This window comes from Streptomyces scabichelini (assembly GCF_011045015.1).
Taxonomy (GTDB): domain Bacteria; phylum Actinomycetota; class Actinomycetes; order Streptomycetales; family Streptomycetaceae; genus Streptomyces; species Streptomyces scabichelini.
In genome coordinates, this window is sequence record NZ_JAAKZY010000225.1 from 1 (window position 1) to 16,079 (window position 16,079).

General features: G+C 71.4%; 16 protein-coding genes and 2 pseudogenes. 5 read left to right on the top strand and 13 right to left on the bottom strand.

Features of this window, described 5'->3' with window-relative positions:
* Positions 1-193 precede the first annotated feature (193 nt).
* On the top strand, positions 194-1,162 hold the full coding sequence (locus tag G5C60_RS41830) for a TauD/TfdA dioxygenase family protein (RefSeq protein WP_165267883.1): 969 nt from the start codon (positions 194-196) through the stop codon (positions 1,160-1,162).
* Between the two features lie 15 nt (positions 1,163-1,177).
* On the opposite strand, the gene ssuE is transcribed toward G5C60_RS41830, so the two are convergent.
* The 11 genes from ssuE to G5C60_RS41885 all read right to left on the bottom strand — a co-directional run bounded on the left by ssuE (position 1,178) and on the right by G5C60_RS41885 (position 11,421).
* Positions 1,178-1,732, bottom strand: coding sequence for an NADPH-dependent FMN reductase (gene ssuE, locus G5C60_RS41835; protein ID WP_165267885.1), 555 nt, complete (start codon positions 1,730-1,732; stop codon positions 1,178-1,180).
* A 17-nt stretch (positions 1,733-1,749) separates the two neighbouring features.
* On the bottom strand, positions 1,750-3,159 hold the full coding sequence (locus G5C60_RS41840; RefSeq protein ID WP_165267887.1) for an FAD-binding oxidoreductase: 1,410 nt from the start codon (positions 3,157-3,159) through the stop codon (positions 1,750-1,752).
* Positions 3,156-4,334: an acyl-CoA dehydrogenase family protein gene (locus tag G5C60_RS41845; protein ID WP_206440649.1), complete on the bottom strand. Its 1,179-nt coding sequence runs from the start codon at positions 4,332-4,334 to the stop codon at positions 3,156-3,158. Before G5C60_RS41845 ends, G5C60_RS41840 begins: the two co-directional genes overlap by 4 nt.
* Positions 4,331-5,350: an ABC transporter substrate-binding protein gene (locus G5C60_RS41850; RefSeq protein ID WP_165267889.1), complete on the bottom strand. Its 1,020-nt coding sequence runs from the start codon at positions 5,348-5,350 to the stop codon at positions 4,331-4,333. The genes G5C60_RS41845 and G5C60_RS41850 overlap by 4 nt, the downstream gene beginning before the upstream one ends.
* On the bottom strand, positions 5,347-6,450 hold the full coding sequence (locus G5C60_RS41855) for an LLM class flavin-dependent oxidoreductase (RefSeq protein ID WP_165267891.1): 1,104 nt from the start codon (positions 6,448-6,450) through the stop codon (positions 5,347-5,349). Before G5C60_RS41855 ends, G5C60_RS41850 begins: the two co-directional genes overlap by 4 nt.
* Positions 6,451-6,457: 7 nt before the next feature.
* On the bottom strand, positions 6,458-7,468 hold the full coding sequence (locus G5C60_RS41860) for an ABC transporter substrate-binding protein (RefSeq protein ID WP_241267460.1): 1,011 nt from the start codon (positions 7,466-7,468) through the stop codon (positions 6,458-6,460).
* 14 nt (positions 7,469-7,482) lie between these two features.
* Positions 7,483-8,286 (bottom strand): ABC transporter ATP-binding protein, encoded by an 804-nt coding sequence (locus G5C60_RS41865; RefSeq protein WP_165267895.1) that lies wholly within the window; start codon positions 8,284-8,286, stop codon positions 7,483-7,485.
* A gap of 5 nt (positions 8,287-8,291) precedes the next feature.
* A complete protein-coding gene (locus G5C60_RS41870) occupies positions 8,292-9,224 on the bottom strand; it encodes an ABC transporter permease (RefSeq protein WP_165267897.1) in 933 nt (310 codons plus the stop codon).
* Positions 9,225-9,330: 106 nt separating this feature from the next.
* Positions 9,331-10,209 (bottom strand): sulfurtransferase, encoded by an 879-nt coding sequence (locus G5C60_RS41875; protein WP_165267899.1) that lies wholly within the window; start codon positions 10,207-10,209, stop codon positions 9,331-9,333.
* A complete protein-coding gene (locus G5C60_RS41880) occupies positions 10,206-10,991 on the bottom strand; it encodes an alpha/beta hydrolase (protein ID WP_338146079.1) in 786 nt (261 codons plus the stop codon). The genes G5C60_RS41875 and G5C60_RS41880 overlap by 4 nt, the downstream gene beginning before the upstream one ends.
* Before the next feature lie 268 nt (positions 10,992-11,259).
* Positions 11,260-11,421: a hypothetical protein gene (locus G5C60_RS41885; protein WP_165267903.1), complete on the bottom strand. Its 162-nt coding sequence runs from the start codon at positions 11,419-11,421 to the stop codon at positions 11,260-11,262.
* Positions 11,422-11,517: 96 nt separating this feature from the next.
* Between G5C60_RS41885 and G5C60_RS41890 the strand changes: the two genes are divergently transcribed.
* Both G5C60_RS41890 and G5C60_RS41895 read left to right on the top strand, forming a co-directional pair.
* Positions 11,518-12,399 (top strand): LysR family transcriptional regulator, encoded by an 882-nt coding sequence (locus G5C60_RS41890; protein ID WP_165267905.1) that lies wholly within the window; start codon positions 11,518-11,520, stop codon positions 12,397-12,399.
* Between the two features lie 208 nt (positions 12,400-12,607).
* Complete coding sequence (locus G5C60_RS41895) at positions 12,608-13,495, top strand: glutathione S-transferase C-terminal domain-containing protein (RefSeq protein ID WP_165267907.1); 888 nt, start codon at positions 12,608-12,610, stop codon at positions 13,493-13,495.
* A gap of 31 nt (positions 13,496-13,526) precedes the next feature.
* Here the strand turns inward: G5C60_RS41895 and G5C60_RS41900 are convergent, their stop codons facing one another.
* Positions 13,527-13,934: a RidA family protein gene (locus G5C60_RS41900; RefSeq protein WP_165267909.1), complete on the bottom strand. Its 408-nt coding sequence runs from the start codon at positions 13,932-13,934 to the stop codon at positions 13,527-13,529.
* A 147-nt stretch (positions 13,935-14,081) separates the two neighbouring features.
* Between G5C60_RS41900 and G5C60_RS52710 the strand changes: the two are divergent.
* Positions 14,082-14,206 (top strand): annotated as a pseudogene (locus G5C60_RS52710) (winged helix-turn-helix transcriptional regulator); the annotation flags it as partial.
* 326 nt (positions 14,207-14,532) lie between these two features.
* Positions 14,533-14,703 (top strand): annotated as a pseudogene (locus G5C60_RS41910) (transposase); the annotation flags it as partial.
* Between the two features lie 8 nt (positions 14,704-14,711).
* On the opposite strand, the gene G5C60_RS41915 reads toward G5C60_RS41910, so the two are convergent.
* A complete protein-coding gene (locus tag G5C60_RS41915) occupies positions 14,712-15,482 on the bottom strand; it encodes a DeoR family transcriptional regulator (RefSeq protein ID WP_165267910.1) in 771 nt (256 codons plus the stop codon).
* Positions 15,483-16,079: the final 597 nt, after the last annotated feature.

Genomic DNA, 16,079 nt, shown 5'->3' on the forward strand with positions numbered 1-16,079 from the left:
GTCGACCTGGGGCGCCTCGCCTCGGCGGCGTGTCCGCGCGGCTGACTCCGCAGCGACGCCTTTCCACCCGGCCGTACCGCCTCGCATACTGCGCGCCGCACTCTCGTCTCGTGCGTCGGGCCGGGTTTCACCTGCGCGTATTTGCTTCCGCTCCGACAGCAACTAACAGCCATCCCGGCGAAGGGACCCTCTCATGACGTCCACGACGTCCATCGCACCTGCCGCATCAACCGCATCAGCTGCATCCGCCGCATCCGTCGCGGAGACCGCGAACCTCACCATCGAGAAGGTCGGCGGCCGTATCGGCGCCGTGATCTCCGGAGTCCGCCTCGGCGGCGACCTGGACGAGGCCACCGTGGCGGCGATCCGCGCCGCGATCCTCGAGCACAAGGTCGTCTTCTTCCGAGACCAGCAGCACCTCGACGCCGAGAGCCACGAGGCGTTCGGCCGCCTGCTCGGCGAGCCGGTCGCACACCCCACCGTGCCGTCCGTCGACGGCCGTTACGCCTTCGGCATCGACAACGACCACGGCGGCCGGGCCAACCAGTGGCACTCCGACGTCACGTTCGTCCCCGCGTACCCGGCCTTCTCGATCCTGCGTGCCGAGGTCGTGCCGCCGTACGGCGGCAACACCCTGTGGGCCGACACGGCCACCGCCTACGCCCGGCTTCCCGGCCCCCTGAAGGCGTTGGCCGACAGCCTGCGTGCCGAGCACACCAACGACTACGACTACGCGGCCGCACGTCCCCATGCCGGGTCCGCGGAGCTGGAGCGGCACCGGAAGGTGTTCACCTCGACCAAGTTCCGGACCGAGCACCCGGTGGTGCGTGTGCACCCGGAGACCGGCGAACGCACCCTGGTCCTGGGCAACTTCGTGCAGAAGCTCGTCGGCCTGCACAGCGGTGACTCGCGCGCGATCATCGGCGTCCTCCAGTCGCACATCGAGCGGCCGGAGAACACGGTCCGCTGGCAGTGGCGAGCGGGTGACGTCGCCATCTGGGACAACCGGGCAACCCAGCACTACGGCGTGGACGACTCCGACGACCACGAGCGCACCCTGCGCCGCGTCACCATCGACGGCGACGTACCGGTCGGCGTGGACGGCCGCCACTCGCTGCTGCTGGCACCGGAGTCGGCGCCCGAGCCCGTGCACGGTGCCTGAACGACGGTCACCCGGTCAGGCCACCGCCCCCAGCGGGCGGTGGTCGCCGAGCGCGGCGGAGAACTGGTCGACGACCTGCTCCAGCGCCTCCCTCGTACCCGGCTCCACGACGATGCCGCCGTCCTGCCGTACCTCGATGTGCTTGTCCAGCACGAACCAGCCCGGTGTGATGTGGGCGGGGCCCATGGAGGCGAGGACCGGGCGCAGGGCGTAGTCGATGGCCAGGACGTGGGCGGTGGTGCCGCCGGTGGCGAGCGGCAGGACGGTCTTGCCCTGCAGCGCGTACTGCGGCAGCAGGTCGAGCAGCGACTTGAGCAGTCCCGAGTACGCGGCCTTGTAGACCGGGGTGCCGAAGACGATTCCGTCGGCCTGGGCGACGAGCGCTGTGGCCTCGACGATCGCGGGATGCCCGAAGTCGGCGTGCAGCAGGGCCTCGGGAGGGAGCGTACGGACGTCGAGTGGGACCACCTCGTGCCCCTGCTCGGTGAGCCGGGCGTCGAGGTCGCGCAGGAGGCGGGCCGTGCGGGAGGTGGGGGAGGGGCTGCCGGAGACGGAGAGGACGGTGGCCATGCGGGACTCCAGAGAGGTCAGAGGGCTTTGCCCGGGTTGAGGATGCCGTGCGGGTCGAAGGCGGCCTTGATGCGCTGCTGCAACGCGTGCTGCGCCGGGCCGAGTTCGTCGGTGAGCCACCGGCGTTTGAGGGTGCCCACGCCGTGCTCGCCGGTGAGCGTGCCGCCCAGGCGCAGCGCGGCGGTGAAGATGTCGCCCGCCGCCTGCCAGGCCGCTTCCGGGATGTCGGCGGTGTCGGCGGTGTCGGCGGTGGCGTGGTCCAGGACGAGGATGGGGTGGAGATTGCCGTCGGCGGCGTGGGCGAAGGTGAAGATCCGTACGTCGTGGCGCTCGGCGGCGGCTGTGATCTCCCGTACGGCGGCGGCCAGTTGGGTTCTCGGTACGGCGATGTCCTCGATCAGCACCCGGCCCAGGCGCTCCAGAGAGGGCAGGGCGAGCCTGCGGGCCGCGAGCAGCCGGTCCGCCTCCGCCGGGTCGGCGGTGGTCTCGACGGACGCCGCGCGCCCGCGCAGCAGCCGTACCGCCAGTTCCGCCTCGGCCTGAGCGGACCGCCCGTCGCACTGGAGGAGCAGCAGCGCACCGCCGCGCGAACGCAGATCCGTGCCCTGTGCCTCGTCCACGGCTCCCAGCACCGGGCCGTCCAGCAGCTCCGCCATGGCGGGCTCGACGCGGGCGGCGGTGAGTGCCGACACCGCCTCGGCACCCTCGGCGAAGGTATCGAAGTACGCGGCGACGGTGACCGTCGCCTCCGGCACCGGGCGCAGTCGCACGGTCGCGGCGGTGATCACGGCGAGGGTGCCCTCGGAGCCGGTGAGCAGGGCCGTGAGGTCGTAGCCGGTGACTCCTTTGACGGTGCGCCGGCCGGTACGGACCGGCGTGCCGTCGGCGAGCACCGCGTCGAGGCCCAGAACGGCGTCCCGGGTCACCCCGTACTTGGCGCAGCGCAGGCCGCCCGCGTTGGTCGCGATGTTCCCGCCCACGGTGGAGATCGCCGCGCTGGCCGGATCGGGCGCGTAGCGCAGCCCGAACTCGCCTGCCGCACGGTCCAGTTCGGCGGTGATGACGCCCGGTTCGACGACGGCGATCTGGTCGTGCGGGTCGAGGTCGAGGACGCGGTTCATCCGTGACAGGTCGAGCACGACGGTGCCCGCTCCGGCGTTCGCCCCGCCGGAGAGTCCGGTCCCGGCCCCGCGTGGCACCACCGGCACCCGCAGGGCGTGCGCGTGCCGCAGAGCCGTCCGTACGTGATCCGTGTGCGCCGCGTGGACGACGGCGAGCGGCTCGCCGTCCGGGTGGCTGCCGGAGCGGTCGGTCGCGTACGGGGCGGTCTGCGGGCCGGTGCTGAGCGCGGCGGCGGGCAGGTCGCGGCGCAGGGCCGTCAGCAGGGCGTCGAAGGTGTCGGATGTGCGGGGTTGCGTGAGGGTCATACGGCGGCCTCCAGTGCACGGCTGCCGACGGCGAGCAGCGCGATGTCCTCCTGCGGGGCGTGCACCGGGGCGCACTGGACATCGCGGAAGTGGCGTTCGAGGGGGTTGCCGCGACTCAGCCCCGGATTGCCCAGCAGCCGTACGGCGACCCCGACCGCCTCGGTGGCATGCCGGTCGGCCAGGACCCGGGCGCCCAGAGCGAGTTCGGGGGTGTACGTGTCGTCGGCCGCGTCCACCCGCTCGGCTCCGCCGAACACCAGTTGCTCGGCGGCGTCCAGCCGCAGGGCGATCTCACCGGCGGTCCGCCGGAAGCGTTCCGTACGGGCCACGGGGTGGCCGAGGTTGGCGGGCACCCGCTCATGTGCGAACCGGTGGAAGTACCGCTGGGCCGCGCGGGCCACGCCCAGGTAGAGGGCGGCGAGCGGGAGATGGAGAGCGGCGCCCGCGCGGTTGTCCTGCTCCGCGCCGACGCCGTGCGCGGCGATGTCGACCACGTTCCCGGCCGGGATCTCGACCTCTCGCAGGGCGATGTCATGGCTGCCGCTGGCGCGCAGCCCCAGGTGGTCCCAGCGGTGCGTGACCTCGACACCGGGGGCGGTGCCGGGCACGGCGAACGTGCCGACCCGCGGCGTCGGTTCGTCCGTGGTGGCCCACACGAGCAGCCAGTCGAGCCCCTCCACGCCGGTCGCGAACCGTTTGCGGCCGGTGAGGGACCACCCAGTAGCCGTGCGCCGGGCCACCGTCGCGGGCAGCCCGCCGCGCGCGGGGGAACCCAGGTCGGGCTCCACCCGTACGTGGTTGAGCAGCACCGGCCGCCGTGCCGCTTCGGCCAGCACCTGCCCGTACAACTCCTCCGGCCAGTGCGGCCGTACGGCCTGGCGGTGGTGGACGGCCAGGCTCATCGCCGCGATCAGCGCCACCGAGGGGTCGCCCTCGCCCAGCGCGTGCAGGATGCGTGCCGTGGCGGCGACCCCGAGCCCGGGACCGCCGTACCGCTCGGCGACGGTGGCGGTGAGCAGGCCCGCCTCGTGGGCGGCGCGGATGCCCTCGGCGGGGAAGGCGGCTGTGCGGTCGTATTCGGCAGCCGTGGCCGCGAGTCGTTCGGTGACGTGGGCGAGGGCGAGGGCGAGAGCGGTCGGATCCGGTGCGCGGAACGGCAGAGCGGCGGTGGTCATGAGGAAAGGGCCTTCCGCAGCGGGGAGTTGAGGCGATCGGTCCAGAAGCCGGAGACCTTCAGCGGCTGCTTCAGGGCGCCGAGGTCGCGGAACGCGTCCGCCACCTCCTGCTGGGACGCCGTGGCCTTCGTGGTCACGGCCTGCACCTCGGTCTTCCGCTGTGCCTCGCCCTCCTCGAACTCCTCCAGCGCCTCGTCCACCGGCTGGTGCGTGGCAGCGGCGACGACCTTGGCGTATTCCTCCTCGCGCCCGTCACGGACGTACGCGTATGCCTGGTCGATACGAGCGAGCAGATCGGTCAGCGCCTTCCGCTCGGCCGGATTTCCGACGGTGTCGTCGGAGGCGGTCCACAGGAAGTTGCCGGAGAGGATGTCCTTGCCGGAGCCGACGGTGCGGGCACCCCGCTGATGGGCGGCGATGATCGCGTTGCCGTACCCGGCGAAGGCGTCGACTGAGCCGCCGTTCAGCGCGGCGAGGCCCTTGTCGGGCTCCAGCGGGGCCGGGGTGATGTCGTCCCAGCCGAGCCCGGACTGCTTCAGCAGCTCGTAGAGGAAGTAGTGGGCGGTGGTGTTCTTGACGTACCCGACCTTCTTGCCCTTGAGCTGGGCGATCGAGGTGATCCCCGAGTCCTCGGGGGCCACGACCTGCTGGTTGAGGGTGTTGCCGCGCTGCACGGCGACGACCTTGAAGTTGGGCTGTCCGTCGGCGGCGGCGAAGACCGGCGGGATCTCGCTGGAGTTCGCCACGTCCAGTGCCCCGGCCCGTACCGCCTCCAACTGCTTGTCACCGCCCTGGAAGAGGCTCCACCGCACCTGGTACGGGGTGTCGTCGAGGTGGGCGAACTTCAAAAGCGCCTCCTCCCGCTTCCAGCCGGTCGCGCCGACGCGCAGGGTGACCGAGCCGTCCCCGCCGCTGTCCTCGGCGCCCGCCGAGCCGCCGCAGCCGGCGAGTGCTCCCGTCAGGAGCACGGCGGCAAGGCCGAGCGCGCGCCGCCCGGTCCGGCTTGTCCGGCTCACGCGGCAGCCCCCGAGGCTGCGCGGTGCGCCAGCTCCTGGCGGACCAGCGGCAGCACGTGACGGCCGTAGTCGATCGCGTCGTTCAGCGGGTCGTAGCCGCGCATGGACAGCAGCTCGCAGCCGATGTCGACGTAGTCGAGCAGAGCCTTGGCGACCGTCTCCGGGGAGCCGACCAGCGCGGTCGAGGCGCCGGCGGCGTTGGTGGCCGCGGCGGGCGCGGTCCACAGGCAGCGGTCGTGCACCTCGCCGCGCTCGGCGACGGCCAGCAGCCGCTGCGAGCCGACGTTGGCCGGAGCGCCCTGGCCGAGTGCCGGGTAGTGGCGCTGCTTGGCGCGCTCCTCGTGGTGGGTCCTGATCGAGCCGAGGATGCGGTGGGCCTTCTCCCAGGCCAGCTCGTCGGTGGGGGCGATGATCGGGCGGAAGGAGACCCAGATACGGGGCCGGGGCCGCCCTGCGGCGTCCGCGTGGGCGTTGACGGCGGCGATCTGCTCGGCGGTCTCCTTCAGCGGTTCGCCCCACAGCCCGAAGATGTCACCCTGCTGCCCGCCCACCCGGTAGGCGTCCTCCGAGGAGCCGCCCACCGAGATCGGGACGGTCCCGTTGTACGGGGTGACGCCGGAGCGGAAGCCCTCGAAACGGTAGTACGGCCCCTCATGGGAGACCGGTCCTTCGGCCGCCCACACGTCGCGCAGGATCCGGATGTACTCGTCCGAGCGCGCGTACCGCTCGCTCTTGCTCAGGTAGTCGCCCTCACGGCGCTGCTCCTCGTCGCTGCCGCCGGAGATGATGTGCACCACCAGGCGCCCCTCGCTGATCCGGTCGAGGGTGGCCAGCGCGCGGGCCGCGTGGGTCGGGAAGATCACGCCGGGGCGGTGGGCGAGAACCGGCTTGATGCGTTCGGTGTGGTGGGCGACGAACTGCGCGAGCTGCAGAGCGTCGGGCGAGGCCGAGTGGTAGGTGACGAGGGTGTAGTCGAAGCCGCCGTCGTCCAGGGCGCGGGCGTAGCGGCGGGCGTAGTCGACGTCGATGCCGTTGCCGGCGGTGGGGTCGCCCTCGGTGGCGGGGTTGGGATGGACGGCGCTGATGAACTCGACGGGCATGGCGGGGTCACTCCTTGACGAGGCTGGTGTCGACGTGGTCGGCGACAGTCGGGTTCGGGGTGAGGACGCCGATGCCGTGCATGGTGTCGCCGACCTTCTGCACGGCCTTCACGACCTGCGAACTCACCGGCAGCAACTGGCTGTTGGCCTGGCTCACCAGCGTCTTGGCGATCTCGGCGGAGGCACCGTTGTTCTGCTGGATGGCCTTGGCGTAGTCGTCCGGGTGCTGCCGCGACCAGGCCAGTGCCTTGTCCAGGCGGCGCAGGTAGTCGGAGACGGCGGCCTTCTTGCCCTGGTCGGCCAGCGCCTTCTCGGAGGCGCCGATGAATCCGTAGCCGCTCACGCGCCCGTCGGCACCGTTGACGAGGAGCCGGCCGCCCTGCTGCTCGGCGACGGCCTTGTAGACCCCGAAGGTGGCCCAGGCATCGATCTTCCCGGAGGTGAAGGCGGCCTGGGCGTCGGTCGGCAGCAGGTACTGCACCTTGACGTCGTCGTAGCTCAGTCCCGCCTGCTCCAGCACATGCGCGAGCAGATACTCGGCGATGGACCCCTTGGCCGAGGAGACCACGACCTTCTTGCCCTTGAGGTCCTTGACGTCGCGGATCGACGAGCCCTCGCGGACCACGATCCCGGTGTGCGTGCCGTCGTTGCGCAGCGCACCCACCGCCTTCACCGGCACACCGCCGGAGAGGGCCTGAAGCGTGGGCAGATCGGCGGCGTACGAGGTGTCCGCGGCCCCCGCCTGCACGGCCTGGAAGAGGGGCGCGGCGCCCTCGAACTCGGCCCATTTCACCTCGTACGACGTCCCTTTGAGGGCGCCGGAGGCGTTGAGCAGGGTCTGCAGGTTCTTCGCCTGGTCGCCGATGGTGAGCGTCACACCCGAGCCGCCTCCGTCGGAGGCGGCCTCGCTGTCGCCGCCACAGGCGGTGGTGGCGAGCAGGGCGGCGAGGGAGAGCGCGGCGCCGAGGGTGCGCACCGTGCGGGTGGTGCGGGCAGTGCGGGCGGTCGTGTGGGTCATGAGGTTCCTGTTGTTCATGCCGTGTCCGTGGCTGTCGCCGTGGTCGTGGGCGTGGTGGCGGGCGTGGGCGTGGTCGTGGGCTCTCGGGGGTGTGCGGAGGCGTCGTGGACCCCGAGCCGGTGCAGCAGCTCGCCGCGCAGCCGTACGAAATCGGGGGAGCCGAGGTCGCGTGGCCGCTCCAGGCCGACCTGGGCCTCGTACGCGATCCGCCCGCCGTCCATCACCAGGACCCGGTCGGCCAGCAGCAGCGCCTCCTCCACGTCGTGCGTGACCAGCAGCACCGAGCAGCCGTGCCGCTGCCAGAGGTCGGCGACCAGCCGTTGTGCCTTGCCGCGGGTGAGGGCGTCCAGGGCGCCGAACGGCTCGTCGAGCAGGAGCAGTTCGGGCTCGCGGACCAGGGCGCGGGCCAGCGAGACGCGCTGGGCCTGGCCGCCGGAGAGCGTCTTGGGCCAACTGCCCGCGTACTCCTCGATGCCGACCTCGGCCAGATAGCGCTCGGCGTGCGCCCGGCCGGGGGAGCCGGGCAGGCCGAGCACCACGTTGCGCCACACCCGCAGCCAGGGCATGAGGCGCGGCGACTGGAAGGCCACCGAACGGCGCTCGGGTACGGTCACCTCGCCCTCCGTCTCGTTGTCGAGACCGGCGAGGATCTTCAGCAGGGTCGACTTTCCGCAGCCGCTGTGACCGAGCAGGGCGACGAACTCGCCCTGGCGGACGGTGAGATCGAGTCCGTCGATGACGGTCTTGTCGTCGAAGGCACGGCTCAGTCCGCGCACCTCGACATGCGTGCTCACACGGGTGCTCACACCGGTGCTCATGGCCGTCACGCTCCTTCACCGTCGAACGAGGCCCGCCAGGCCAGCAGCCGCCGCGACAACAGCCGTACGGCGAAGTCGCACAGCAGCCCCAGGACCGCGTAGACGGCGAGGCACAGGACGATGACGTCGGTCTGGAAGTACTGCTGGGCGTTGCTCATCAGGTAGCCGATGCCGGCGTCGGCGTTGACCTGTTCGGCGAAGACCAGGGCCAGCCAGGCGGTGGACAGCGCGTAGCGCAGGCCGACCAGGGCGCCGGGCAGCGCGGACGGCAGGATCACGTACCGGATCAGGCCGAGGCGGCCGAGTCCCACCATCCGCCCCGCCTCGATGAGCTGGGCGTCGGCGGAGCGGATGCCGCCGTAGATGTTGAAGTACAGCGGGTACGTCACGCCGAGCGCGACCAGCGCGATCTTCGGGGTCTCGTCGATGCCGAACCAGACGATGAACAGCGGGATCAGCCCCACCCAGGGGATGGCCCGGAACATGCCCATCGACGCGTCGATCACGTCCTCGCCCAGCCGGAACAGCCCGGCGGTGAGCGACAGCGCGAGCGCGACCGTCGCACCGATGAGGAACCCGATGGCCGCCCGGCGCCCGGACGCGGCGATGGCCTGCGGCAGTTCACCGGTGTCCGTGAGCTCGACGGCGCGCTGGAGGACGTCGATGGGCGAGGCCAGTACGGACTCGGGCAGCACTCCGGTGGTGCTCGCCAGGAACCAGACCAGCAACAGCCCGACAGGGCCGGCGGCTCGGCGGACGGCACGTGGTACACGAAGGGCGCGGCGCTTGCGCGGGGCCGCAGGGCGGTTGTGACGGTCGTGGCCGTCGGGGCGATCGCGCTTTGTGAGGGACGGGCCCGGTGTGTCCGTACGCGGGGGTGTGTGCGTCGGTGGGGAGGTTCCGGATACACCGGATACAGCGGTGTTCGGGGAAGGCATGGGGCTGGCCTCTCGTGAGGACGGCGGAGAACTCTCCTGGGGACGGCGGAGGACTCTTGTGGGGACGGGGGAGGGAGTCTCGTGGAGACGGGGGAGGGCGTCTGGTTCAGTACGGTCGCTCGCCCAGGACGGCAGGGCGGCCGGGATCGGCGGACCAGGCCGACCAGGAGCCCGGATACAGCGCGGCGGGGATTCCGGCGTGGGCGAGCGCCGCGATCTGGTGCGCGGCCGTGACGCCGGAACCGCAGTAGACGCCGACCTCGATCGCGTCATCGGCGCCCAGCGCGGTGAACCGCACAGCGAGCTCGTCCGCGTCACGGAACGTGCCGTCGGGGTCGAGGTTGTCGCCGGTCGGCGCGGACAGGGCGCCGGGGATGTGCCCGGCACGCGGATCGACCGGCTCGCTCTCGCCCCGGTACCGTTCCGCTGCCCGTGCGTCCAACAGCACGCCGTCACGGGCGACTTCGGCCGCCGCGTCGGCGTCCAGTACCGGCAGCCGTCCCGGGGCGAGCACGATGTCGCCGGGTGTGCGGGCCCCGGGCTCCCCGGTCTCCGTCGGCAGCCCGGCCGCGCGCCAGGCGCCCAGTGCCCCGTCGAGCAGGGTCACCCGCTCGACACCGGCCCAGCGCAGCAGCCACCAGGCGCGGGCGGCGGCGGTGTTGCCGTTGTCGTCGTACACGACCACCGGGCGGCCCGTGGTGACACCCCAACGACGCGCGGCCGCCTGGAGTTCGGCCGCGTCGGGCAGGGGGTGGCGGCCGCCCTCCGGTGTGGCAGGAGCGGCGAGTTCGGTGTCCAGGTCGACGTACACGGCGCCGGGGATGTGTTCCTTGAGATAGTGCTCGCGGCCGTGCGGGTCGCCGAGCTGCCACCGCACATCGAGGACGACCGGTGCCGGAGCCGTACTCCCGGCGTCGCCGATGCGCAGCCGGGAGTACAGCTCCGGCACGCTGGTCAGGACGCTGGTCGGGACGGGGGCGGTCATCCGAGGTCCTCCCGGACAGGAATGGTCTCCGGTACGGCGATGGGCGCGAGGTCGGGCGAGAGCCGCAGCCGCTCCAGGAACAGCACGATCGTGGCGGCGGCCGTGCGGTGGGTGACGTCGTTGAGGGCGTCGTGCCGGGTCCCGGCCAGACTCACGAACTCCGCACCGGACAGCGCGCCGTAGGCGCGGCGGGCCTCGGAGAGCGGGCTGACCGTGTCGTCGGCGCCGTGCAGGGCGAGTACGGGGACGGAGATGCCGACGGAGACGCCGACGGAGATGTCGGCTGTCGCGGGCAGTCCGGGCGGAGGCGTGTCCGTCAGGGCGCCGCGCCGGAGCTCGGCGTCGGAGGTGAGCCTGCCCCGGTGGGTGGGGCAGGCGGTGCGCTGGTCCAGTTCGCCCTCCCAGTCGGACGCCGCCGCGGTGGCGTTCGGCGTGGCGGGCAGCCCGGCAAGGACCAGGGCGTCCAGGCCCGGTGTGCCGCGAGCGGCGAGCTGCGCGGCGTACAGCGCCCCGGTGTCGGAGCCGACCAGCACCCGAGGGCCGGGCAGCGTCTCGTCGCGCAGCAGCTTGGCGGCCTGGTCGTTGACCACGTCCGGGTCGGAGGTCGCGTCGCCCAGTGCCCGTACGCGATAACCGTCGGCGGCGATCCGGCGGCCGAACCGCTCGTACACACCGCCGTGTTCACCGCGTCCGGGAAGGAGGACGAGGGTGCCGCGCGGGGCGATTCCCTCTGGTTCGTCCCAGGCGTGGACAGATTCGTGGACAGATTGAGGAGAGCTCACGATGACTCGATTCATGGGGGGCGTCGGGACAGCTGGACCGCAGGGCAACGGGACAGCAGGGGCAGCGGGACAGGCCGGGGAGCCCGCGGCGGCGGCTGCCGGACCGGCAACCTCGCGAACAGGCCGTACGGCAGGAGGGCGTGAGCAGCGCATGCGGCGGGGCCCCGCACAGCGCCGGAGTCGTTGCGGGTCAGCTCAAGGGATCAGCTCAAGGGATGAGCTGAAAGGAGACATGCGCGTGCACAGCGGATTCTGCGCGTGCGCGGATTCAGCGACAGCGCATGGTGACGGCGCGGCCGAAGTCGACCTCGCGTCGCTGGGTCAGCCGGGTGCCCGCGCCGCAGCACACGGCCGACCCCGCGGCCGACGGCCGGGGCCCGGTGCTCTCGGGGCGCGACCCGTAGGCCGTCGCGTTGGCTGTACGCAGCATGCGCTCAGCATGCAGGAGCCAGGAACCGTACGTCCAACGACGATTCGCCATCAAAACCGATCACGATCCTTAATCGATGGGTGCTAGCGTGCGCCCATGCGACCGGTTCTGGACATCGTGGCGTTGCGCAGCCTGATCGCCGTCGCCGACTACGGCGGCTTCCACCGGGCCGCCGGCGCGCTCGCGCTCAGCCAGTCCGCGATCAGTCAGCATGTGCGGAAGCTGGAGAAGTCGTTGGGCCGCCCCGTCGTCGAACGGGACGGCCGCAGAACCCGGTTCACCGCGCACGGCACCCAACTGCTGGAAGAGGCCCGCCTGATCGTCGGCGCGCACGACGCGGCGGTGCGCAGGCTCCTGGGCGAGGGCGGCGAGCAGTCCGCCACCGTCGTCATCGGCGCCACCGAGCACGGCGCGGACCAGATCCTCCCGGTGCTCACCGAGGCCGTACGGGACGTGCGGCCGGGCGCCGAGGTCCGGGTGCGGATCGACCGCTCGGCGCGGCTGACGGACGCGGTCGACCGGGGCGAGGTGGACCTCGCCGTCTACGTCACCGAGGCGGCAGCCGCGGCAGGCACCCCCGTGGGTGGACTGCCGCTGCGCTGGTACGCCGCCCCCGGCTGGCAGCCGCCCGCCGCCCCCGCGCCTCTGCCCCTGGTCGCCATCAACGAGCCGTGCGTCATCCGCCGCCGCGCCCTCACCGCGCTGGCCGCCGACCACACCCCGGCCACCGTGGTCGCCGAGGCCGGGTATCTCGCGGGTGTCCTGGACGCGGCCCGCGCCGGGCTCGGTGCCGCGCTGCTCGCCGTGCCCGGCGGCCAGCATCCCGAGGGGCTGGCCGCGGTCGGCGGTCTGCCCGCCGTTCCTCCCGCACGGCTCAGCGCACGTCCCCGGCGCGGCGCCGACCCCGCCGTGACCGGTGCCGCCGTCGAGGCGGTCCGCGCACTGCTCGCCGCCTGCGAGACGGACCGGGCGGCTTGACCGCGCGACTTGACCGGCGCGTGCGGGCCCACGGGCCCGGAAGGTCACGGGCCCCGGGCCCGCAGGCGTTCTCACGGGATGAGACGTCCCCTTGACGGGGCTTTGACGTGGCCTGACACTCCAGAACGAGAACCCTAGTGAATTGGTAGGGAAAACGTCCCGGCCGCGCCGAAGCCACCGTCAGCATCGAGCAGTCCCAGGGAGTCGTATGTCCGTCACATCCCCGACAGCCGTGCCGTCCTTCCGGAGCAGGATCGGCCGTGACGCGCGCAGCGGCCACTACGCCGTGCCGCACCGCTACCGGCTCCATCTCTCGCTGTCCTGTCCGCACTGTCTGCAGATCGCCGTCACGCACAGCCTGCTCGGCCTGGCCGACACCCTCCCGGTGACGCTGCTGCCCGCCGTGCCCGACGCACCCGGCGGCGGACACCAGGCGCTGCGCCCGCTGTACGAGGCCAGTTCGCACCAGCACCCCGGACCGGCCGTGGCGCCGGTGCTCAGCGACGGCTGGACCGGACGGATCGTCAGCACGCACACCCCCGACATCCTGCGGGACCTGGCCCGGCGGTTCGACGGCCGCGGTCCCGACCTCTACCCGTGCGGCGCCGAAACGGCGATCGAAACCGTCGGCCGGCTCTGCGAGCAGGACATCAACGCGTCCCTGCGGCCCGGCATCGACGCGGAGGCCCGGGACACCGCGTTCGCCGCCCTGCTGCACGCCCTGGACGTACTGGAGCTACGGCTCGCCTCCCAGGAGTACGTACTGGGTGACCAACTGACCGTCGCGGACGTGCAGTTGTGGGTGACGCTGCTGCACCTGGACACCGCCCACCGCTGCCACCTGGACACCGCCGTGGCGCACCGCATCGCCGAACACCCGCATCTATGGGCGTACGCACGGCGGTTGGCGGCCCGCCCCGCCTTCGGTCCCCACCTCGACCTGGACGGCATCGCCCGGCGGCACCACGTCCACTGCGCCCACTGCCGGGACACCGGGGCCGCCGATGCGGAGGCCGCCGGCGCGCCGGTGCGGATCGTGAACTGGGCGGCATACGCGGGGCCGGCGGCACCGGAGGCCGTGCGGCAGCACAGCTGACCAGCCGTCAAGCGCACAGCAGTACCCCGATTCAGTCGATGACCGCGGTGGCTTCGACCTCGACCAGATGGTCGGGTACGTCCAGTGCCGCCACGCCGATCAGCGTGGCCGGCGCTACCGGGGTGATACCCAGCTTTGCGGAGGCTCGGTCGATCCCCTCCAGCAACAGGGGCATCTTGTCGGGGGTCCAGTCGACGACGTAGAGGATCAGCTTCGCCACGTCGTCGAAGGAGCCGCCGGCCTCGGCCAGGGCGGTGCCGACGTTGAGGTAGGCCCGCTCGACCTGAGCGGTGAGGTCGCCTTCGCCGACCGTGACCCCATCCGCATCCCAGGCGACCTGCCCGGCGATGAAGACGAGTTTCGACCCGGTCGCGATCGACACCTGCCGGTAGACAGGGATTTCCGGAAGTCCGCTGGGGTTCACCAGGGTGATGGCCATGCTGCACGCTCCTTCTCGCCATGAGGGCCCACGGGTTCGCTTCCACCGAACCCAAGGCGCTCGAAAACTCTCTTGTGGTTACTCAGGAACCATAGGAGAGTGTGCGCTGACATGGAAGAACGCACTTTTCAGTGACTGGGGAACCTTATGGTGACCACGCAGTCCAAGGGCTCGCCCGAGGAGGCGGACCTGACGCGCGCGGACTCTCCGGCGCGGGAGATCTTCTCGGTGGTGCCAACAGGTGGGCGCTCCTGATCATCGAGTTCATCGGCGCACGCTGGTGCGGCCGGACGCACCGTCCAGCGGTGGGAGTCGGGCTCCCACAGGAAGTCCTCGGACTCAAGTCTCACCAGGTGGTAGTCGAACAGCGACCACGGCAGAGTCCGCTCCGGTCCGATTTCTTCAGGCTGTTACACGTTCTGGGTCTGTCCCGCCTCTCTATCTGTAGCAAGGCCCTTGGTGACAACGGGCCCTGAAGGACCTGAAAGAGAGGAACCAACGTGCCCATGTCCACCGCCCTACCGGTGATCGTCTCGGTCATAGGCCAGGTCTGCCTGCTGGTTGGTCTGTGGCTGCGCCTGCGGTGGCGCACACGCCACGAGTAGCCCGGCACGGTACGGGCCTGGGCACCCACCGCTGGGCTGTAGAACGGAGTTTCGCGTGGCTGCACGGCTTCCGACGCCTGCGGATCCGATGGGAACGGCGAGCCGACATCCACGAGGCGTTCCTCAAGCTTGCTTGCTGCCTCATCGTTTTCCGGCAGTACAAGTCGCTTTGTCAGCCGTCGACTGTGGCCGGAGCCGTCGGTATGACTTTCACGCCGGCCTCGCGCAGGGCCATACAGGCCGCGTCGTCTTCCGGTGCGTTGGTGATCAGCGCGTCCAGGTCCTCGGGGCCGCAGATCTTCACCATGCCCGTTCCCGGAAACTTGCTCCTGTCGGCCAGGAGCACCACCTTGTCGCCGACGGCAATCATGGCGCGTCGGGCGGGCACCTCGGCCACGGTGGTGTCCATGACCTGGCCCCCGGGGCGGAGGCCACAAGCACCCATGAACAACCAGTCGGCGTGAACTTGGCGGAGGTTGTCCTCCGCCATGAAACCGTCCAGCATGCGTGACTCACGGATGACCATGCCCCCGAGCAGCATCAGGTCGATGTTCTCGTCACCGATGAGCTCGTCATACACAGCGAGGTTGTTGGTGATCACGGTGAGTCGGCGACCGTGCAGTTGAAGTGCCAGCCGGTGGACCGTTGTGCCGCTGTCGAGAATGATCGACTGACCGTCCTCGATCATCGTGGCCGCTTGGGCGGCAATGGCGTCCTTCTCCGCCACCAGAACCTCGGCGGCATCGTTGAAGGGAGTTGGCTCCTCGTCGATGACCGCTCCACCATGGACACGGGTGAGCAGCCCTTCTGCCTCCAGCTTGAGGAGGTCACGGCGGATGGTCGCCGCACTGGAGTCAAGCCGCTCGGCGAGGTCTGCCACGGAAGCGGTGCCACCGGAACGCAGCGCCCGCAAGATGAGTTGGTGTCGTCGTTCAGCCAGCACGCAACGGGACACTACACGCTGCCGACTGGCACAATCTGCTGACTTCTAGCCGCAGTTGACGACCGCTCGGGCATCCGCAGCGGTGCGGCCCTTGTGCTGGCTGCCCCACCCAGGGTTCGGTCGGTTCGAACCGCTTTTGAACTGGTGGAGCAGGGCGAAGGTCTGCTCGGCGACTGGCGGAGCTTGCCCAGGCCCTTGATGTTCGGGGAGCCCTTGCGGGAGATCAGCGCCTGGATGCGGCGGCGTCGCAGATCACCGCGCACAGCTTTCGAGTCGTACGCCGTGTCGCGGGTCGTCGGCGGTGCGCTCCCCGAAGGCGCGATGTCCTTCGGGGCGCGCGGCAGGGGTTGGCAACTGCTGCCGTTGTAGTGAGCGGGATTGGTTTTGGGCGAGTGTGAGTGAGTGCTGGGGCCGGAGGTGTGGGTCCGGTGGTCCGCGGTGTGCCGGGGGTGTTCTCCGCTGCCATGGCTGTGTTTTTGGGTCCGGCTTCCAGAGGGGAACGGGAGTTCTTGGGGCGAACGGGTGACCTTTGCGGGTGGTGCTCGTTGACTGTCGTGACGGGGGTCTTCGAGTCGCGGGCGGGGGTGAACATATGGG

Coding starts and splice junctions, on each gene's coding strand:
- G5C60_RS41845 (WP_206440649.1), bottom strand. CDS start 4,334: ATGACCACCGCCGCTCTGCCGTTCCGCGCACCGGATCCGACCGCTCTC.
- G5C60_RS41875 (WP_165267899.1), bottom strand. CDS start 10,209: ATGACCGCCCCCGTCCCGACCAGCGTCCTGACCAGCGTGCCGGAGCTG.
- G5C60_RS41895 (WP_165267907.1), top strand. CDS start 12,608: ATGTCCGTCACATCCCCGACAGCCGTGCCGTCCTTCCGGAGCAGGATC.
- G5C60_RS41860 (WP_241267460.1), bottom strand. CDS start 7,468: ATGACCCACACGACCGCCCGCACTGCCCGCACCACCCGCACGGTGCGC.
- ssuE (WP_165267885.1), bottom strand. CDS start 1,732: ATGGCCACCGTCCTCTCCGTCTCCGGCAGCCCCTCCCCCACCTCCCGC.
- G5C60_RS41885 (WP_165267903.1), bottom strand. CDS start 11,421: ATGCTGCGTACAGCCAACGCGACGGCCTACGGGTCGCGCCCCGAGAGC.
- G5C60_RS41870 (WP_165267897.1), bottom strand. CDS start 9,224: ATGCCTTCCCCGAACACCGCTGTATCCGGTGTATCCGGAACCTCCCCA.
- G5C60_RS41855 (WP_165267891.1), bottom strand. CDS start 6,450: ATGCCCGTCGAGTTCATCAGCGCCGTCCATCCCAACCCCGCCACCGAG.
- G5C60_RS41890 (WP_165267905.1), top strand. CDS start 11,518: ATGCGACCGGTTCTGGACATCGTGGCGTTGCGCAGCCTGATCGCCGTC.
- G5C60_RS41830 (WP_165267883.1), top strand. CDS start 194: ATGACGTCCACGACGTCCATCGCACCTGCCGCATCAACCGCATCAGCT.
- G5C60_RS41900 (WP_165267909.1), bottom strand. CDS start 13,934: ATGGCCATCACCCTGGTGAACCCCAGCGGACTTCCGGAAATCCCTGTC.
- G5C60_RS41840 (WP_165267887.1), bottom strand. CDS start 3,159: ATGACCCTCACGCAACCCCGCACATCCGACACCTTCGACGCCCTGCTG.
- G5C60_RS41865 (WP_165267895.1), bottom strand. CDS start 8,286: ATGAGCACCGGTGTGAGCACCCGTGTGAGCACGCATGTCGAGGTGCGC.